Source organism: Polaribacter vadi (assembly GCF_018861005.1).
Taxonomy (GTDB): domain Bacteria; phylum Bacteroidota; class Bacteroidia; order Flavobacteriales; family Flavobacteriaceae; genus Polaribacter; species Polaribacter vadi_A.
The window spans coordinates 263960-283099 of the sequence record NZ_JAHKQL010000015.1; the positions used below are offsets into that span (position 1 = coordinate 263960).

At 32.2% G+C, this 19140-nt stretch carries 11 protein-coding genes; all 11 read right to left on the reverse strand.

The features are described from left to right. Window positions 1-23: 23 nt before the first annotated feature. From KO506_RS07985 to KO506_RS08035, 11 genes are read right to left on the reverse strand one after another with little or no spacing between them, the layout of a single operon-like run. Window positions 24-1946 carry a glycoside hydrolase family 97 protein gene (locus tag KO506_RS07985; protein ID WP_215994367.1) on the reverse strand — a complete coding sequence of 641 codons (1923 nt, stop codon included), beginning with the start codon at window positions 1944-1946 and terminating at the stop codon, window positions 24-26. A gap of 18 nt (window positions 1947-1964) precedes the next feature. After that, the gene (locus tag KO506_RS07990) at window positions 1965-3884 is read right to left on the reverse strand and encodes a glycoside hydrolase family 97 protein (protein ID WP_215994368.1); all 1920 of its coding nucleotides are present in this window, start codon (window positions 3882-3884) and stop codon (window positions 1965-1967) included. A gap of 23 nt (window positions 3885-3907) precedes the next feature. After that, on the reverse strand, window positions 3908-5497 hold the full coding sequence (locus KO506_RS07995; protein WP_215994369.1) for a sulfatase: 1590 nt from the start codon (window positions 5495-5497) through the stop codon (window positions 3908-3910). Window positions 5498-5499: 2 nt separating this feature from the next. Then, a complete protein-coding gene (locus tag KO506_RS08000; RefSeq protein ID WP_215994370.1) occupies window positions 5500-7677 on the reverse strand; it encodes an alpha-galactosidase in 2178 nt (725 codons plus the stop codon). A gap of 4 nt (window positions 7678-7681) precedes the next feature. Next, window positions 7682-9559 (reverse strand): alpha-L-fucosidase, encoded by a 1878-nt coding sequence (locus KO506_RS08005; RefSeq protein WP_215994371.1) that lies wholly within the window; start codon window positions 9557-9559, stop codon window positions 7682-7684. After that, window positions 9556-10428 carry a hypothetical protein gene (locus tag KO506_RS08010; RefSeq protein WP_215994372.1) on the reverse strand — a complete coding sequence of 291 codons (873 nt, stop codon included), beginning with the start codon at window positions 10426-10428 and terminating at the stop codon, window positions 9556-9558. Before KO506_RS08010 ends, KO506_RS08005 begins: the two co-directional genes overlap by 4 nt. 30 nt (window positions 10429-10458) lie before the next feature. Then, entirely contained in the window at window positions 10459-12090 is a 1632-nt protein-coding gene (locus KO506_RS08015; RefSeq protein ID WP_215994373.1) for a family 43 glycosylhydrolase, read from the reverse strand. Window positions 12091-12098: 8 nt separating this feature from the next. Next, entirely contained in the window at window positions 12099-13724 is a 1626-nt protein-coding gene (locus KO506_RS08020; protein WP_215994374.1) for a family 43 glycosylhydrolase, read from the reverse strand. A 27-nt stretch (window positions 13725-13751) separates the two neighbouring features. Then, a complete protein-coding gene (locus tag KO506_RS08025; protein ID WP_215994375.1) occupies window positions 13752-16121 on the reverse strand; it encodes a right-handed parallel beta-helix repeat-containing protein in 2370 nt (789 codons plus the stop codon). 2 nt (window positions 16122-16123) lie between these two features. Then, complete coding sequence (locus KO506_RS08030; RefSeq protein ID WP_215994376.1) at window positions 16124-17632, reverse strand: sulfatase-like hydrolase/transferase; 1509 nt, start codon at window positions 17630-17632, stop codon at window positions 16124-16126. Between the two features lie 10 nt (window positions 17633-17642). Next, window positions 17643-19127, reverse strand: a complete 1485-nt coding sequence (locus KO506_RS08035; RefSeq protein ID WP_215994377.1) for an arylsulfatase — start codon at window positions 19125-19127, stop codon at window positions 17643-17645. Between the last annotated feature and the right edge of the window lie 13 nt (window positions 19128-19140).

Consider the following 19140-nt stretch of genomic DNA (forward strand, 5'->3'; position numbering starts at 1 on the left):
TTAATAAGTCTTAAGTTAAAATTTTAAGACTTGTCTATTCTTTTCAATTTTATGCAAACACCACCACCTGGTGCTATATTTAGTTTTAATATGTCATTAGCCTTAACAACTCTTTTTTCTTTTTTATATACTTCTCGATTTTTTTCCCAAGTAGTATCATTTCCATCTAAAAAAAGAGTTGCATTATAATTTCCTTCTCCTAAAAATTTAAGCGGAATTTCAATCGCTCCTCCATCTTCATTGGCAACACCACCAAGCCACCAAGTAGTTCCTTTTCTTCTGGCAATTAAAAAGGTTTTTTCTATTTCGCCGATAATCACTTTAGATTCATCATAACTTAAAGGCAAACCTTTTATAAAATTAAATAAATCAGATTTTCTTTGGTAAGCTTCTGCAATATCTGGCAAACATAAAATTGGTGAAAAGTAAGTAACACACATTGCTGCTTGAGCAACAATAGTTGATTTTAATTCGCTTTTGACATAAGTTCGTTCCATCATTTTATCGATATCAAAAAAACCTGGAGTAACATCAATAGGGCCAGCAACATTATTTAGAAATGGTGTAATCGTATGGTCTATAGAAGATGCAACGTAACCTCCGTCCATCAAAGAATGATTATATTCTCTCGTTAAAAAATGTGGCCAAGTGCGTTCTATACCAGATGGAATTACAGCTTCGTGACAATTAAATATTAACTCATAAGTTGCACATTTTTCTAAAATTCGTTGTAAAAATTCGACGCTAGTTTTGTGTTGTTTTCTTAAAAAACCTAGTTTTATACCTACTACTCCTATTTCTTTATATTTCGATAATAATTCATCAATATCATATTCCTCAAAAGCAACACGATTTACATAAAGCCAAATACCAACATTTTTTTCTTTTGCGTTTTGCATTATTTTTGATAAATCGATTTCAGGAATAGTTGTAAATGGATTTGTAGTTTTTTTATGTTCTGGCCCATACCAACCTGCATCTATCATAAAATATGGTAAACCTAAATCCTCAGTTTTATCAATAAAACGAATCATACTTTCGGTATTCAATTTGTATTCAAAACCGTTTTCTATGGCACCTCTTGCTCTCCAATCCCAAGTAGTGATCCCTGGTTTAATCCACTTAGTATTTTTAATTTTTGATGGCGGATTTAAATTTTGAACTATATAATTATGTTCTACAAAATAAGCTGGTGAATCTGCTACCATTATTACTCGCCAAGGAGTTTCAAATCTTGGTTTTAGGTTTACATCTCCAACAATAGCAGCAGTTAGTATATCATTTTTTTTTGTAGAAAGATGCAAACTTCCATAATTATATAAACCAGCTTCTGTTATAAAAATATAGTTTTCTGTCTCTGATTTTGAAAGTAAAGGTAAACTAGCATTTTTTATTTTAGATATTGGCATATCCTTTTTATACTTTTTTCCCCAAGGATGAGCTAAAACCCAAGATTTTGAGTGATTCGAAATATTAAATTCGGTTTGTTCTTTTTTTAAAGTAAGTCTTGTAATTCCTTCAGCCTCAATTTTATATTTAAAAGCCAAACCTTCATCATACATTCTTAATACAATTGTATAATTATTAGAGTTTTCATCTTTCAGTATGATTGTTAATCCATTATAATTCTCTGGATACATTTCTTGTGTTCCCCATAAAGGTTTCCAATTAGAACGTAATGAATCTTTTTTTACCTCGTTTATCGATAAACCTTTCCAGCTGATTTCATTTAACTCAACACCCAATAATGATTTTTGAATTACTGGAATTCCATCTTTGAAAAAAGAATACCTAACAGCATCATTTTCTAATTCTACACGAACATATTTCGTTTTATCTGGTGAAAATAATTGGTGTTTTTGGGCAAAAGAATTTCCTAAACCAAGGTAAAAAAACAAAAACATTATAGTTATTAAATTTACTCTTTTAAGTGATTTCTTATACATATTAGAATCTATTTCTTATCAATTTGTTGGTCTAATCCACATACAATGTCCTCCACCAGCCACCATTTTTGCTTTTACAATAGTACCTTTTTTAACAGTTTCGGTTCTTACTTGGTACGCTTCAGGATTTGTTTGACTATTTGTTTTTAAAGTATCTTCGTAATAGGTAATTGTATAATTAATATCTTCTTCTAAAAAGTCTAAAGGAATTTCTAAAACGCCACCATTTACATGTACTGAACCTATAAACCATTCTTTTCCAGATCTTCTTGCAGTTGATAAATAGCCATCTATTTTTGCGTGTAATACTTTGCTCTCATCCCATTTATCAACTGGCATTTTTTTGATAAATTCAAACAAGTCTTGTTTTGTTTCATAGGCTTCAGGAGCATCTGGAAGCACAACTAATCCACTAAAAATTATTAAAGTTCTTGCAGCTTCAGCAGTAACTGTGGTATGTAATGAGTTTGGTTTTCTTGGTCCTTTTTCTCGTTCGCCTGCATTGACACCAGAAATATCAAAAATTCCATTATTCATATCTAAAGGACCTTGTATAGCATTAATTAATGCCATTCTTACAAATGCTTTAGGCGTAAAAGCTTTTTTAGAATCTTGTTGTGCATGGCAATATTCTCTTGTAATAGCATTTGGAAACGTTCTTGTTATTCCTGCTAAAGGAACTGGACCATCATGGAAATCTATTAATAAGTTACTTTCTGCACTTAATTGAATTGCATCTCTAGTAAAATCAGTTTTATTGCCCATAAAACCATATTTAATTCCTTTAACGCCTAATGATTTATAATATTCAAATAATTTTTCATCACCATAATCTCCTTTTCTTCTATCGTAATACAAAAATATAGCAACCTCTTTCTTTTTTGCATATGCTATCACTTTTGACAAATCTAATTTTTCTGACATTTCAATATTTCCTGGTTCTACATCTGTATACCAAGCATCATCAATCAAAAAATATTCAATATTATTTTCTGCTGCAAAATCTATAAATCGATAGTAACTTTCGTTATTTATACCATAAGTAAATCCGTCTTTTGCTGTGTACCCGTGCACTCTCCAATCCCAAAGTGATTTTCCCGGTTTTACCCAATCTGAATTTTCTAACTTATTGGGTGTTGCAAGATTTATGGCAACATTATTTACAATTAAATCTCCCATTGTTTTGCCTAATATAATAACACGCCAAGGAGATGTAAGTCCAGCTAATGTTCCTACAGCACTATTTTTTGATATAATAGCATTTGTTTTTATATCAGCTTCTATCTTCATTGTTTGAAAACCTTTTGCTTCATACAAATCAGATTCAAAAATTGCCATAAACATATTATCGGGAGTCTCTACAACTAAAGGAATACGTAAGTGTGTTTTTTTGCCTCTTTTTCCCGGTTTTAACTGTACTGCATATAACTCTTCTATCGTTAAAGGCCCTAAAGGCTCTTTTTCACCATTTGGCAAATAGAATTTACTTTTCTTTTGAGGAGAATAAGTACACTGCCATAAAATATCTTTAGGATTTGTTGCCTTGTTCAAAATAAAACGAAATGCAACTCCATCATTATAAACTCTTGCTAAAAACTTAGATTTTGTATTATTTGAAGAAATAGAAAGTTCTAATTCTTGGTAATGATCTCTCATTTTTTTTTGCTGACCCCAAACTGCTTCCCAATGTTTATCTTCATTAGAAATTTTGTGGTTCTCTATAGTTACTTCTTCTCCATTAAAGTATTCTAAAGTAGATGTTTCGATCATTTTTTTACCAGACCAAACTATTTCATAATTGAGCTTATTATTTTTCAAAAAAACTTTTAAAGCTACATTTCCATCTGGTGATTTAACTTGGTAATCGGTTAAAGCTCCTTGCATTACAAATGACGAAATAAAAAGGGCTAAAAAGGATATAAGTGATTTGATTTTCATTGATTTATGCTATAATGTTATTATTAATCTTTGGTTATCATACTTCCCCACCAATTCTTATTTGGTTGAAAATTATTAGACAACATTTTTATTCTTTGCTTCTCTAAAGAAGGCATTTTTTTGTGTTCCACATTGTATAGATAATCCTTTGCTTTAGTTTCTGAATAATTTGGATCATTCATAGGGTATTTTGCTTTTACCTCTTTTAAATAATCAAACAACTCTTTGTTTAATTGTGTAACTTTATCTGGGTAAGTGGTTGCTACATCATTGGTTTCACTAATGTCTTTTGCAATATTGTATAGTTCTTTTCTACCATCTTCGTAATAGTGAATCAATTTCCAATCTCCTTTACGTATGATTGAAGAAGGCTCTCCTCCTTGATTTCCATAATGAGGAAAATGCCAAATAAGTGCACGTTCTTTTAAACTTTTTCCATTCATTAATGGAAGCAAACTAACACCATCATTATGTTCATTAGGCAATTGTTTTGCTCCTGCCAAATCCAAAAAAGTTGGATAAAAATCTGCTCCAGATACTGGGTAATCAATTTTATCACCTTTTTTAGAAATCCCAGGAATTTTAATAATATAAGGTTCTCTAATTCCGCCTTCAAACTGGTATCCTTTTCCTGCTTTTAAAGGTTTGTTACTTGTAGAAAAATTATCACCTGCTGCTACACCTCCATTATCAGATGTAAAAACTACAATAGTATTTTCGTCTAATCCTAAAGCTTCTAAACCAGCAAGCACTTCTCCAACAGCATCGTCCATTTGCTCTACTAAACCAGCATAAATAGGGTTATCTTGCACTTGACGAATAGGTAAATATTTCCCCATTTTATAACCTTTTTTTGCAATTCCTTGGGATACAGCTTTATCTTGATACTTTTTCCATCTATCCTTAGAGGTTTGAATAGGAGAATGAACAGCATAAAAAGAGAGATACGCAAAAAATGGTTTTCCTGTTTTTTTAGGATCATTATCTTTCATAAATTTCACAGTTTCTTTTGCTAAACGATGAGATAAATTTTCCCCATCTTCTAAGTTTTTTAATTTTGGATTTTTATATGGTGAAAAGTAACCACCACTAGGTCCACCTTTTGTCCAACCACCAACATTAATATCGAAACCATGATCTTCTGGCCACGAACCTTTTGGTCCTAAATGCCATTTTCCTGTAAAAAATGTTTTATAGCCTGCTGCTTTTAAAGCCTCTGGCATCGTAACAAAATTGGCAGGTAATTTATGCGTGTATTCTGCGGGAAGCATTTTGGTGAATTTATTTCTTGTTCTCCAAGCTTCTCCTGAAGGAGATCCTATATGCACTGTAATATCGTGTCTTGCAGTAAATTTTCCAGTCATAATACTTGCTCTTGATGGACTACAAACACGACTATTTGCATACCCATTTGTAAATACGATTCCTTCGTTTGCAATTTTATCAATATTAGGAGTTTCATAAAATGTACTACCACTAGAACTCAAATCTGCATACCCTAAATCATCCGCTAAAATGAAAAGAATATTAGGCTTTGTTTCTTTTTTTTGAGCGATGATTGTGATTGTAAAAATCAAAAATATCCCTGTTAATAATGTATGTGATTTTTTCATATCTAATTTTGATTGCTTTCAGTTATTTTAAAAATGGCACTTTGTAATGGTTTTCTTAAATTAATCCAAATTCCTCTGTTCATTAATACTTCTCCAGATATCAATTGATTCCTAAAACTAATATGAGGTTTCTTACTATCTATATTTATTTCCTCTACCTTATACACTAAAGTGGGATCTAAACCTTGTATTTTAACAAAGTTTCGTTCGTATCTTCTATGGTGTGTATGACTATATACCATTAATAATGCCGATTTTTTATTTTTAGCTACATAGTTAATGGCAGCAAAACCATCATCATCATAAGGAGATAATATTCGATATAAATCTCCAAATTGAATAATTGGACGAATATCTTTGTACAAGGCAATTGCTTTTTTTGCAAATTCCAACTCTTTTTTATCCAAAGCATCTGGACTCAATTCTATTCCTAAACGACCTGCCATTGCAACATCGAATCGAAACTTTAACGATGTTTCTCTTTTTGTTTGATGGTTAGGAGATTTGGTAACGTGAGCAGCTGTTGCTATTGGTGGATAAATATGATTGGTTCCCCATTGAATAAATAAACGCTCATAAGGATCTGTATCATCACTTGCCCAAAATTCGTGCGTGTGTTTCATAGAACCAAAATCTACACGTCCACCACCAGAAGCACAAGCTTGGAAAATAGTAGAAGGATATTTTATCGTTAAACGTTCTAAAACTTTTTCCAATCCACGAGTATAATCAATAAAAAGATGAGATTGTTTTTTTGCTGATAAATATGTAGAACCAAAATTCTGTAAATGTCTGTTTGCATCCCATTTTACATAGGCTATTTTTGGGTGTTTTTTTAGAAGATTATCGACCACATTAAATACAAAATCTTGAACTTTTGGGTTTGATAAATCTAACAACAATTGATTGCGCTCTAACAATTTCTGTCTATCATTTTGTCTTTGGATAATCCAATCTGGATGTTTTTCTGCCAACTCACTTCTCGGGTTTACCATTTCTGGTTCAACCCAAATTCCGAAACGCATTCCTTTGGACTCTGTGTATTCAATTAAATCATCTAAACCTTTTGGTAATTTTTTTTGATTCACTTGCCAATCACCCAAACCTGCATTTGCTCTGTTTCTTGGATATTTGTTGCCAAACCACCCATCATCCAACACAAAAACCTCCACACCCATTTCTGCAGCTCCATCCATCATACTTTTTAACTTGTCTGCATCAAACTTAAAATACGCGCCTTCCCAACTATTTAAAACAATAGGCCTTAATTCATTTCCTGCTCTTAAATTGTACTTTTTAGCCCAATTGTGCAAGTTTATAGAAGCCCTATTTTTACCTTCATCACTATAGGTTAAAACCATTCTTGGTGTTTCAAATTGTTCTCCTGAAGCAAGATAGTAAGTAGATGCAAAAGGATTGATTCCAGCAGTCATTTGGCATCTTGCTTTGTCATCAACCTGAAATGCTAACCTAAAATTACCAGACCAAGCCAAAGCTCCTGCAATTACTTCACCTGAATTTTCTTGAGCAGAACCATCAAGTGATAACATAAATGACGGGTTTTCATATTCTGTAGTTCTTACACCACGTTTTGTTTCTATGCTCTTAATTCCGTTTGTTAAACGCTCTTCTGAAAGCATCATTTCTTTAGAATGACTTCCGTAAAAATGTGATAAATAATAATTGGTTGCTTTAAATCCGATAGTAGAAGAAGCATATTGAGATAAACTTATTTCCTTCTTTTCTTTGTTGTGAATAGTCGTAAACTGTTCTATTACATTTTCATTTGCATAGGCTTTAAAATGCAAATCGACATACAATTCTTTTTTTTCATCCTTTAAATAAATAACTGTTGTCTGTATATTTTCTTCTTCTTTTTGTTTATGAGAATGATAAAATAAATCGGTAGCCATCGTTCCATCATCATACGTAACCATTAAGGCAACTTCATCATTTGTTCCGTTTCCAAAACTAGGATATATCTCGTTAAAAATAACAGACATATTTTCTAATCCCTGAGTATTTTTTATAGATTTCCCATAATGAGATTGCACTACTTTATTTTTTTTAGTTACTTGAAATATGAGCGAGTTTTTTTGTGTTTTTATATGTATAAGTTGCGCAAACAGATTACTCTGAATAAAAATAAAACCAAGAAAAAGAATGGCTATTTTTTTCATAAATCTAGTTTTTATTATCAATTAAGGTTACTTCAAGCACATATCCATTGTTTCCAATATTAATTCCTGCTAAATCAACTTTCAAATAGTCTTCTGTTTGTTTCCAAACTACCTTTTCTTTATACCCTAAAACTTTTACACTCTCAACCTGTGCATTACCCTTTTTTAATGATTTTATTGTGGCAGAATTTTCTGGAGTTGCCAGAGAAATTGCATACACTTTGTTTTCTTTAGCTGTAAACCAAAAATCGTTGGCAGAAAAAGAACTTGTAAAGCCTTTTTTTGCACGATGTTCTGTGCCTCTTAATAAAGTTTCATCTTCTCCTTCTTTTATTATCTTCCAGCTAGAAGTACCATAAATAGCATCACCATTTATTTTTAACCATTTCCCTATTTCTCGAAGACCGTTTGCACTTTGTTCTGGCACATGACCTTTACCATCTGGCCCAATATTTAACAAATAATTTCCTCCTTTTGATGCAATATCAACTAAGTAATACAACATTTCTTGAACGCTTTTAAAATCTTTATCATACGATTTATAAGCCCAAGAATTATTGGTTGTTCCACAAGTTTCCCAATGCTTTGTTAACTTGGTATCAGCAGATGGAATTACATTATCTCCAGCATCTAAATAATCACCAAAATCGTAACCTACTCTTCTATTCACAATCACATTTGGATTGATATCAAAAACTGTTTTATAAAACTGAAAAGATTGATCTTCGGTAATATATCCATCACCATCAAACCAAATTAAACGTAATTCTGGCATTGCATGTAAAAGTTCTTTTACTTGAGATATCGCTTTGTTTTCTAAATATTCTGCATGTGTGTTTGGGCTTGGATCCCATTGATTTTTCCCTATTGAATGAGAAAGAACCCCAAGAGAATCATTCACTTTTTTTACGTTAGAGAAATTACCATCTGTACCATTAAACCAATCATTTCCATGAGAATAATATACACCAAAACCTATGCCTTCTTCTAAACAGGCATTATATAATTCTTTAATAGCATCTGCTTTATATGGTGTTGCATCTACCATATCAAATTCTGAAGATTTGGAGTCGAATAACGCAAAACCATCATGATGTTTTGACGTGATGACCATATATTTCATACCAGCATCTTTGGCAAGTTTTGCAATATTTTTTGCAAAAGATTTATCAGGATTGAATGTTTTAGCAAGTGCTGCATATTCATTTCTTGGAATTTTAAATTTAAACATTAACCATTCTGAAACCTTTGGCCCGATATTTTTAGACTCTTCCATACGTTCGTCTTCCCAAATACCTCCAGCTTGTGAATATAATCCCCAATGAATAAACATCCCATATTTTGCATCTTTAAACCAAGAAAGTGCTGCTTGCTTTTCTGAAGAATTGTGCATTTCTTCCCATTCTGTTTTATATGTATCCGTGCCAAAACCTAATTTGCCTCGATAATTAGGTAGTATGCGAATTTGATCTATAGACTTTGGATTATTAATTTTTAAGGATTTTAATCCTGGTTTTTTAAAGAGTAAGGTCTTATTAAATTGATAAACCGTTTGCTTTAGACCTTTAGCATCATTTATGACAAAAATTTTATTTGGTATTTCGTTGATTTTTATGCCATCTGATTCAAGTTCTATTTTAGGCAAAGCATCAGTTTGTTCTCCTTTTTTAATGATTTGCACATCGTATTTACCAGCTCTATGTAACTCAAAATCCCAAGTTAAATTATTTTCATTTGCTTGGGCTTTACTATTTTCAAATAACACCCAAAAATTAGCATCTTGAATATTTTTTTGTAGAACTTGTTCTGAACAACCTATACAAAAAAGTAAAACAACAGCTGCTAGTACAATTTTTATATTATTAAGCTTGATTACTTTCATTTATCCATAGTGCTTTTTAAATCGTTAATAACATATCTATTCCAGAATGAATCTAAATCATCAGCTTTATTACCTAGTAGAAATATTTCCCAATTCTCTACACAGTCAGAAAAATCTATACCGCCTGCAGCTATCCATCTATTGGTCCAAGTAGATTCCCATCCATCACAAACTTCGTCCGCTAGCATCCATATTTTTTGGGCTTCTTTATTTGGATTTTTGTCTGATTTTGCAAGTTCTAACCATTTTGCATCCTTAGTTCGATATCCTGGTGTTGTGTTATCACTAGTATTTCCATCTTCAATTTTTTTATAAATTGTATTTTCCTTTAACCAAGTTAATTTTGATGGTGTTGTCTGTTTTTCATTGTACTTGCTGTGTTGTACAATAATTACATTTGATTGTATTGTAGCTAATGCTATTCCTTCTTTAAGAACAGCTTGTAATACATCAAAAGTAAAATTTGACTGACCAGCTTCTTGTACAAAAACTTTTCCACCTGATTTTAAAATGAGTAATACTTTATTTTTGGTTCTAACAACAGATTCATTCCAATAGTTATGCGCATTTGTCCAAAACTTATTCTCAGTACCAAACAATTCAGTATAATAATCTGGGATTCCATCTGTAATAAAAATGTGTTTTTGGTCTCCATAAGCACCAATTACTACATAATAATTTACGCCTGCTAAATCTGGATGTTTTAACATGCAAGCCAAAGCTGCAGAGGCCATTACATCATCTTCATCAGGTTTCAAATCAAAATTAGCCAACAACAAATCTGCACTTTTATTAAACGTTTGTGAAAAAGTTTCTGAGTAACTTATTAATGCAATAAGAATAGCTACAACAACAAATTTTGATTTCATAATTATTTAATATTAGTTTGTGAAAATGATTTATTCTATAGTTTTTAGAGATACATTATCCCAATACCCAACACCATTAAAACCGTCAGAAGTGATACATCTCAATTGTAAATTAGTTATATCACCACTATTAAAAGTACCTTTATAGGTAATCCATTCATCTGTTTTGTTTGTTGCTTCTAATTCAAACTTACACGTTTTATCAAAATTTACATTGGTATCAAAAATGACTTTTCCTTTTGTACCTGATTTTATTTTCAATTGAACACTTAATTCATAATTCGTATTTGGCTTTAACGTTACTTTTTGAATTAAAGGTTTCATTTTTCCACTTCCTTGGTATTGCAGCGCAAAATATCCTTTTGCTGTGTGGTCTTTAAAAGGAGAAAAACCTTTAACATTTCTGTTGTACCAGTTTTTTACTTGACCTTGTGTAATCAATTCGAAAGAAGGATTTTCTACCAAATTTTCAATAACGGATTTTGATACTTTTATCGATGCAATTTTGTTGTTGGCTTCAATAACATTTAAATCGATTCTATTTTCTTCTAAAATCCAAGAATTTCCATTGAAATTGTCTTTTTCAAAACCTTCAACAATATATCCTTTTGGAATTTCAATTGATGAAATTTCATTGGATTGAATGCCTTGTTTTGCTAATTCTTTCTGATTGTAATTCCCTTCTGATAATGTCCCCATCATTTCATTAAAATTGATGTCTTTATGAAAAGTTGGCAATTTTACTCCCAAGGTTTGTTTTACCATATTTATGGTGCCATCTTCATTAAAATAAATAGGATCAAAACACATAGAACGATTGGTTGCTATTCCTCCAGACAAATTTCCATTATGATAAAACACATACCATTGGTCTTTAAATTCTACCACAGAACCATGCATTGTAATAATATCTGTACTATCTACAAATACACCTTTGCATTCATAAGGACCATAAATATTATCACTGATGGCATATCGCATTTTATTTCGTTTTGGAAAATCATCAGGATAAATAATGTAATATTTGCCCTTACGTTTAAACATCCACAAACCTTCTCTAAAACCATCTAAACCTTTAATGGAATGAGGTTTGCCTTCAATCTCCATCATGTTTTCTTTTAGCTTATATCCTGTAGGATCTCCTTCACCACCAATAAACAAATAAGACTGACCATCATCATCTGTAAAAACACATGGGTCTATTAGTGATTTTAGCCCCTTTATATAACCTTGTTCTTTAAAACCTGAAGTAGGAATTTTACTGGTGGCGACACCAATTTTCCAAGTATCTCTACCTTGCCCTGATCTATGAGGAAAATAATAGTAATACGTTCCGTCTTTGTACGCAGCATCTGGAGCCCACATAAAACCACCTTCTTTTCTTCCCCATGGAACTTGACTAGAATGCAGTATTTGTCCATGGTCTTTCCATGTAATCATATCATCCGTAGAAAAAACGTGGTAACCATCCATTGTTTTATATCCTTTTGGAGGAGCTACATCTGTTGAAGGATATACATACAAGCGTCCATCTTGCCAAACGTGTGCAGATGGGTCTGCAGTAAACATATGACTCACGATAGGATTTGAACGCCGATCTTGAGCTTCAATCTTTACGAAAGAAACCAACAATAAAGCGACTAAAAATATCTTTGTTTTCATATTAGAAATTATTCTTTAATTTTTATGAGTGATACATTATCCCAATAACCAACACCATCAAAATCTTTAGAAATGATAGAACGTAATTGTAATTTGGTTGTTTTTCCGCTATTGAATTCTGCTTTGAAAGTTACCCATTCTTCGGATTTGTTTTTAGCATCTAACTCAAACTTGCAAGTTTTATCAAAAGCTCCATTAGTATCAAAAATGACCTTCCCTTTTGTACCCGATTTTACTTTTAACTGAACACTTAATTCATATTTAGTATTAGGTTCAATCTCTAATTTTTGAACTAAAGGTTTTGGAGTTCCTTTACCTTCGTATTTTAATGAATAATATCCTTTTGCTGTTTCATCTCTATATCTTTCATAAGGTTTTGGTCTTTTATTGAACCAATGCTTTACCAAACCTTGTGTAGCTATCTCAAAAGAAGGATTTTTTACGAAGTTCTCTATTTTTGGTTTTGTTATTTTTATGGAAGAAATCTGATTATTAGCATCAATTGCGTTTAAATCTATTCTATCTTCTTGAAACGTCCATGATTTTCCTTCAAAATGGTCTTTTTCAAAACAGGTAACTTCAAATCCTTTAGGAATTTGAATAGATGAAATTGCGTTGATTTGAATTCCTTTTTTCTCCAAATCTAATTTTGTGTATTCACCAAAATCTAATGTTCCAAACATTTCATTAAAGTTGATGTCTTGATGAAAAGTTGGTAATGTAACACCTAAACTTTGCTTTACCATTTGAATAGTACCATCCTCATTAAAATAAACAGGATCAAAACATATAGACCTATTAGTACCTATACTTCCTGATAAATTTCCATTATGATAAAACACATACCATTGACCTTTAAACTCAACCAAAGAACCGTGCATTGTAATTACATCTGTGTTGTCTAAAAACACTCCTTTAAATTCCCAAGGGCCTAATGGACTTTTGCTCATTGCATAGCCCATTTTATTCGTTTTTGGGAAATGATCTGGATAAATTAAGTAGTATATCCCTTTTCTTTTAATGACGAAAGGACCTTCTCTATGACCTGTAGCACCAATTTGCTCTGTCATTTCTCCTTCAATCTCCATCATATTTTCTTTTAGTTTCGCTGCAAAAGGTTTTGCATCTACTACTGCATAAATATAGGCTTGCCCATCATCATCTATAAAAACACCTGGATCACAGAACCTATTCATCCCTTTTACATATCCTTGCAATTTAAAATCTGAGGCTGGTTTTTTACTAGTTGCTACACCAATTTCCCAAACTCCTTTTTTGTTTTTATGTGGAAAATAATAATAGTAAATACCGTTTTTAAAAACACAATCTGGTGCCCACATAAATCCTCCGCTTTCAATACCCCAATCTACATCTCTAGAATGAAGAATTTCTCCATGATCTTTCCAAGTAATCATATCATCTGTAGAAAATACGTGATAACCATCCATAGTTTTATATCCTTTGGAAGGCGCAACATCTGTTGATGGATACACATACAAACGACCATCATTCCAAACATGAGCAGATGCATCTGCAGTAAACATATGGCTTACAATTGGGTTTGAACGACGTTTTTGAGCATTCATTTGTAACCCAAGTAATAAAAAGAAGATTACTATTTTTATTTTCATCATTATATGTTTTTTAAGTTGAAGCGTTTTTTATAAAGAAATATTGATTTCAATTTCTTTCTGTTCTCTAACAACTTTTAAAGCAATTTCTGAAGTTCTAACTTTTTTTATCAATCGAAAAAATTGTTTCAAATTAGCCACTTTTTTTCCTTTTATAGTTAAAATTAAATCACCTTCTAATAATCCAGATTTTGCTGCTTTAGATTTTTTGGGCACTTTAATTAAGGCAATACCTCCATCTTCTTTAGCAACTCCATAAGCAGAAAACTCCATACCTGATAACCCACTAACAGCAGCTCCTAACCAAGTAGGTTTTCTTCCTTTTTTTGCTGCTCTTTTATTCTTAAGTTCTTCTGAGACTCCTAAGACAGGTATTATTGGAGTTCTTGCAATTGCTTTTAAACTTGGCTTTTTAACACCAAATTGATCCATAGGGAAATTTTTAAACCCAATTTTAAAGGCTGGAGAACCTTCTTTTACTCTAAAATCTCCATTTGCTGGGTCTATAAATTGAGGATCAGCTACGATTGAGTTTTGATCCCATCCAAACTTTTGTGTAAGTTCTGAGTTAAAAATAAGGTTACTATCAACTCGCTTGCCTGGATTCTTTGCTGTTGGTACTTTTACACCTTGATATACAAACATAAAAATATTAGAAAACACCTCATCTCCGCTATTTTCAAACCACACATGTGGATGAAAAGTATTATTTACAGTAATATTATTCCAAGCACGTCTTCTGTATCCTTCTCTAAGTTTTAAACCACCAGACAACATCAAATTATTATAAATATCGTAATTGGTAGAACCATCATCTAAATCAATATCCCAACCATGATCACATCTCCAGCGACTATTACGAATTACAGTAGTTTTTATGGCATCTGCAAATGGTAATTCTGGATATTTACTCATATCTGCATTTTTAAGACGCCAAAAACGGTCTCTTCCCCAAGAATTAAACGAACCATGATCGTGGGTTTCTAATACAGTGTTGAAGACATCACAACGTTCAATTAAATGACCACCAAAAGCGCCATCTCCAACATTAATTCCTGAACGAGCACAATCGTAAATGGAACAATCTCTGACGGTTATTTCCATCGCCATTTCAATCTGCACTCCTGCAGGTTGACGTTCTACAGTGCCAATATTATGAATTAGACAATCTTCAACAGTACCTAATGATGGATAATTTTCTGTTTTAGGACCAGGAGTTTTATCAACAGTATTCATATCATTTTTCTGTCCATATTCAAACAACGGATCACGTAAAGCTTTTGGATCACCAACAAAACAAACTCCACTTGCTCCTGTATGATGAATGTAATTTCCTTTTATTAAAGTCTTTCTATTGTAGTTATTTACAAAAATGGCATTTCCGCCAACTTGATCAAATTCACAATCTAAAATCTGAATATTTTCTGTACCTGTTAACATAAATGCACCTCCTCTAAAAATGGTCCAATCTGAACGCACCATAGGTTCTTTGGTTTGCATAAAAGTTCTGGCAGCGTGTTTTATGACAAAACCTTGTAAGCTAATATGTTTTATAGGATTTTTTATAGACCCTTGAAAATTGATCAATTGCTCTAATTGCACCACCTCAACTTTAGCCTTTTTTAAATCTGCAGTGGCTTCTGGTTTGTAATACAAAGTTTGTGTTGTTTCATTATGAAACCATTCTCCAGCAGCATCTAGTTCTTCGAAAATATTTTCAACCATTCTATATTCTGGATGCATCCCCATTTGTCGGTTATTTTGCCAACCTCCTTCATAGGTAACTTCTCCTTCTTTATTTTTACCAGTGATGATATAATGATAGCCTCCCCATTCTTTAACATGCATTGCGTGAATATAACCTCCTTTAGGATTTTTCCATCCTGCAGCTCTTTCCTTTGAAAAAGCATCAGCAGCAAAACCTTGATAAGGAGCTGTTTTCTTACTAGCATCATAATTAGGATAACGTGCCATACGTTGATTTAATCCATCAATAAAAACCTGATCAATTTTTATTCCTTTTGGTGTTTTTGCTTGATAAATTCCGTTTTGAAAGGGTTTCCAATTCAGTTCTAATTTTATCCCTCCACTTAATACTGTTTTTCCTTCATTTTTAGCACGATATAGAATTGGGAATTGTTTTGAACCTGAATCTTTTGGATTAAAAACGATAGTTTCTGGCAAATAATAAACACCATCAGCAAAATAAATAGTAACACTTTCTTTACCTGCAAACGCTCTTGCTTTTTGTTGTGCTGCTCCGAATGTTGCTAAAGGATTATTTGCGTCACCATTGTTTTTATCTGAACCATTTGGACTCACATAAATATCTAAAGCATAGGTTGATGTTATAAAAAAAACTATTAAAATGTAAACAAAGTTCAATATATATTTTCTCATAATTAATTTTGTTGAATTCTTTGATGTGTGTTTTTTGTTTCTTTTCTGAGCTTGATTATTACTTTAGCGAACTTTTTATCATTTGCTAAATTATTCATCTCATAAGGATCATTTTCTAAATCATATAGTTCTTCAATTACAGGAGTATGCTCGTAATAAATGATGTATTTATATTTATCATTCCTAACACCTCTTGATCTATATGATTTATTGGCTTTAATGATCTCTTGATTTGCTATTTCAAAATCTGGGTATTTTCTTTTAGAATGTAAGCTCGAAATAAAAAGACTTTCTGAATAGACCGATTTCTGCCAATTCTCCATATTTTGAGTTTTATCTAAGATGCCCGTAAAACTTTTTCCTTGCATTTTATCTGGTGTTTCTATACCTGCAAAAGACAATATAGTAGGTGCTATGTCTACAGAAGACACAAATGCAGCTTCTCTATAACCTCTTTTTTCTTTGGTTTTACGACCATCAAAAACTATTAATGGTGCTTTTATAGATTCTTCATAAAGAATTGCCTTATCATATAAACCTTGAGAACCATGAAAACGTCCATTATCACTGGTATAAATAATTATGGTATTATTAAGAATACCCATTTCTTTTAATTTTTTAACTAACCTTCCTACTTGCTGATCTACGGTATATCCTTGTGTTGCAAATCTTCTTACTAATTTTTGATATAATTCAGGAGTTGATGTTCTTTTTTTATGAAGAGGAACACCTCTCCAATTGTCAAGTAACTTCGGTAGTTTTGTGTTTTTGCCTTCAACCCAATTTTCTGGTACACTAAAATTCTGGTTCTCAAACAACTTTACATGAGGAGGGTACATGTCTCTATCTTTGTCGTTTTTTACTGCATAAAAACTAACTGACAAACAAAAAGGTTCATCTTTTGGTTGCGTATCTAAAAAATGAATCATTGCATCTCCAGTTTTTAAAGTCCTTTCATTGACAGGTCTATCTTCAGCATAAATTTTCTTTAAAGTTGCATCTTCTGGCCACATTTTAAAAGTTCCTCTAAAATGTACTCCTCTTCCTGTAAAAAAATCAAAATACTCTCCTAAATGTTCTTGTAAATCATAACCAGAAACACCACCTTTTGCATGATAAGCTTTATCTGTGACAGGAAAACCAAACTTACCTACAAATCCTGTTCTGTATCCAGATTTTTTCAATCTAGCTGGGTATGTATCCTTAAAATCTGTCTTTGAAAAAGTAAGGTTATTTGGATAGGAAAAGCCTACTCTATGATTAGACAAATAACGCCCAGACATCATAGTAGCTCTACTAGGCATACAAATTGCGACAGGGTAATAGGCTTTGTCAAAAACAACTCCTTCTTCTGCTAATTTATCTATGTTTAACGTTTTAAACTCTGGTCTTCCATAACATCCAAAATTATCCCAACGTTGGTCATCTGTCATCAAAAAAACAATATTTGGCTGTTGAGCAAAACCGATCTTAGCTAGCATTAAACAAAATACGAATACAAACTGTTTCATTTTATAAGTTTTATTCAACTTTTTCTGGCGCCCAATCTGGTATACCAGATTCCTTTAGTTGTTTCATGTAACGTTTTGCAAAAGGTTGATCTTCGGGCGCTACTTTTGGCAAACCTTCATTAACCATTAATGGTTTTACATTCTCCCACCATTGATCGAAAGATTTTTGCAACCCAGCAATTACCTCAGGATTTTCTGCTGCTACATTATTCTTTTCGAAAGGATCTACAGAAATATCAAAAAGCTCTTTGTTGTTGCTAAAACGCCATTGTTGTGTTCTAACCGCAGATTTTTTAAATTTAAATTCTTCTCTTTGACCGTCTTTCCAACGACCACAATGTATAAATAGTTCTCTATCTGACCATTCTGCATTTGGATTTTTAATAAGGGGTAATAAAGAACGACCGCTTAATTTCTGCATTTTTTTAGGTAGCTGAACTCCTGCTATTTCTGTAAACGTTTTATATAAATCGATATGAGAAACCAGTTTATCGATATCTACTCCTTTGCCTAATCTACCTTTCCAATACCAAAACGCAGGTACGTGTGTACCACCTTCAAAAGGTGAATTTTTTCCTCCTCTTAAATTAGCATTAAAATGCCTTAATTTTGTTCCGTTTAATTTACCACTTAAATGTGTAGCTCCATTATCTGTCATAAAAATAACGAGTGTATTTTCTAAGGCATTCCAAGATTCTAATTTTTGCATCATAGCACCAAAATTATCATCAATGTTTTCAATCATTCCATAACGCCCAGCAGTTCCTTTATCATACCCTAAATCTAAAAAGCGTTTTTTATATTTTTCTGGTGCCACCAATGGTGCATGTGGTGCATTTAAAGAAACGTAGGCAAAGTAAGGCTCGTTTGTTTCATTTTGTTTTTTAACCCAAGCCATAGCTGCATCAAAAAACACATCTGTACAAAAACCTTTTGTTTTTACTATTGTACTATTATGCAACAACACATTATCAAAATACAAATTTTCTTCATTTGCAGGAAAATCACCATATCTGGTTTGTCCAATTCCTCCACCTCCGTGCATCAACACTTCGTCAAAGCCTCTGTTTGTTGGTAAATATGCTTCTTCATCACCTAAATGCCATTTACCAAAAAGACCTGTTTTATAGCCTGCTGATTGTAAAGCTTGTGGCATTGTAAACACCTCTTGAGACATTCTTTCTCGTTGTAAAATAGTATGTGTTACTCCAACTTCAAAAGGACGATTTCCACTCATAATTGCAGCTCTTGTTGGGGCACAAGTTGGACTTACTTGAAAATCTGTAAAGCGCGTTGATTTGGCATAAAAAGCATCAATATTTGGGGTTTTTAAAACTTGATTTCCCATACACGCCAAATCTCCCATTCCTTGGTCGTCTGTCATCACCAAAATAATATTAGGTCTGGTATTTTTAAGCGATTTATTTTGACTGATTACTGTGCAATTCGCCAACAAGATCAATAATCCTATTTGAATAAATTTAAGTGATTTCATTTTATATTTTTTT

Coding starts and splice junctions, on each gene's coding strand:
- KO506_RS07985 (WP_215994367.1), bottom strand. CDS start 1,946: ATGTATAAGAAATCACTTAAAAGAGTAAATTTAATAACTATAATGTTT.
- KO506_RS07990 (WP_215994368.1), bottom strand. CDS start 3,884: ATGAAAATCAAATCACTTATATCCTTTTTAGCCCTTTTTATTTCGTCA.
- KO506_RS07995 (WP_215994369.1), bottom strand. CDS start 5,497: ATGAAAAAATCACATACATTATTAACAGGGATATTTTTGATTTTTACA.
- KO506_RS08000 (WP_215994370.1), bottom strand. CDS start 7,677: ATGAAAAAAATAGCCATTCTTTTTCTTGGTTTTATTTTTATTCAGAGT.
- KO506_RS08005 (WP_215994371.1), bottom strand. CDS start 9,559: ATGAAAGTAATCAAGCTTAATAATATAAAAATTGTACTAGCAGCTGTT.
- KO506_RS08010 (WP_215994372.1), bottom strand. CDS start 10,428: ATGAAATCAAAATTTGTTGTTGTAGCTATTCTTATTGCATTAATAAGT.
- KO506_RS08015 (WP_215994373.1), bottom strand. CDS start 12,090: ATGAAAACAAAGATATTTTTAGTCGCTTTATTGTTGGTTTCTTTCGTA.
- KO506_RS08020 (WP_215994374.1), bottom strand. CDS start 13,724: ATGATGAAAATAAAAATAGTAATCTTCTTTTTATTACTTGGGTTACAA.
- KO506_RS08025 (WP_215994375.1), bottom strand. CDS start 16,121: ATGAGAAAATATATATTGAACTTTGTTTACATTTTAATAGTTTTTTTT.
- KO506_RS08030 (WP_215994376.1), bottom strand. CDS start 17,632: ATGAAACAGTTTGTATTCGTATTTTGTTTAATGCTAGCTAAGATCGGT.
- KO506_RS08035 (WP_215994377.1), bottom strand. CDS start 19,127: ATGAAATCACTTAAATTTATTCAAATAGGATTATTGATCTTGTTGGCG.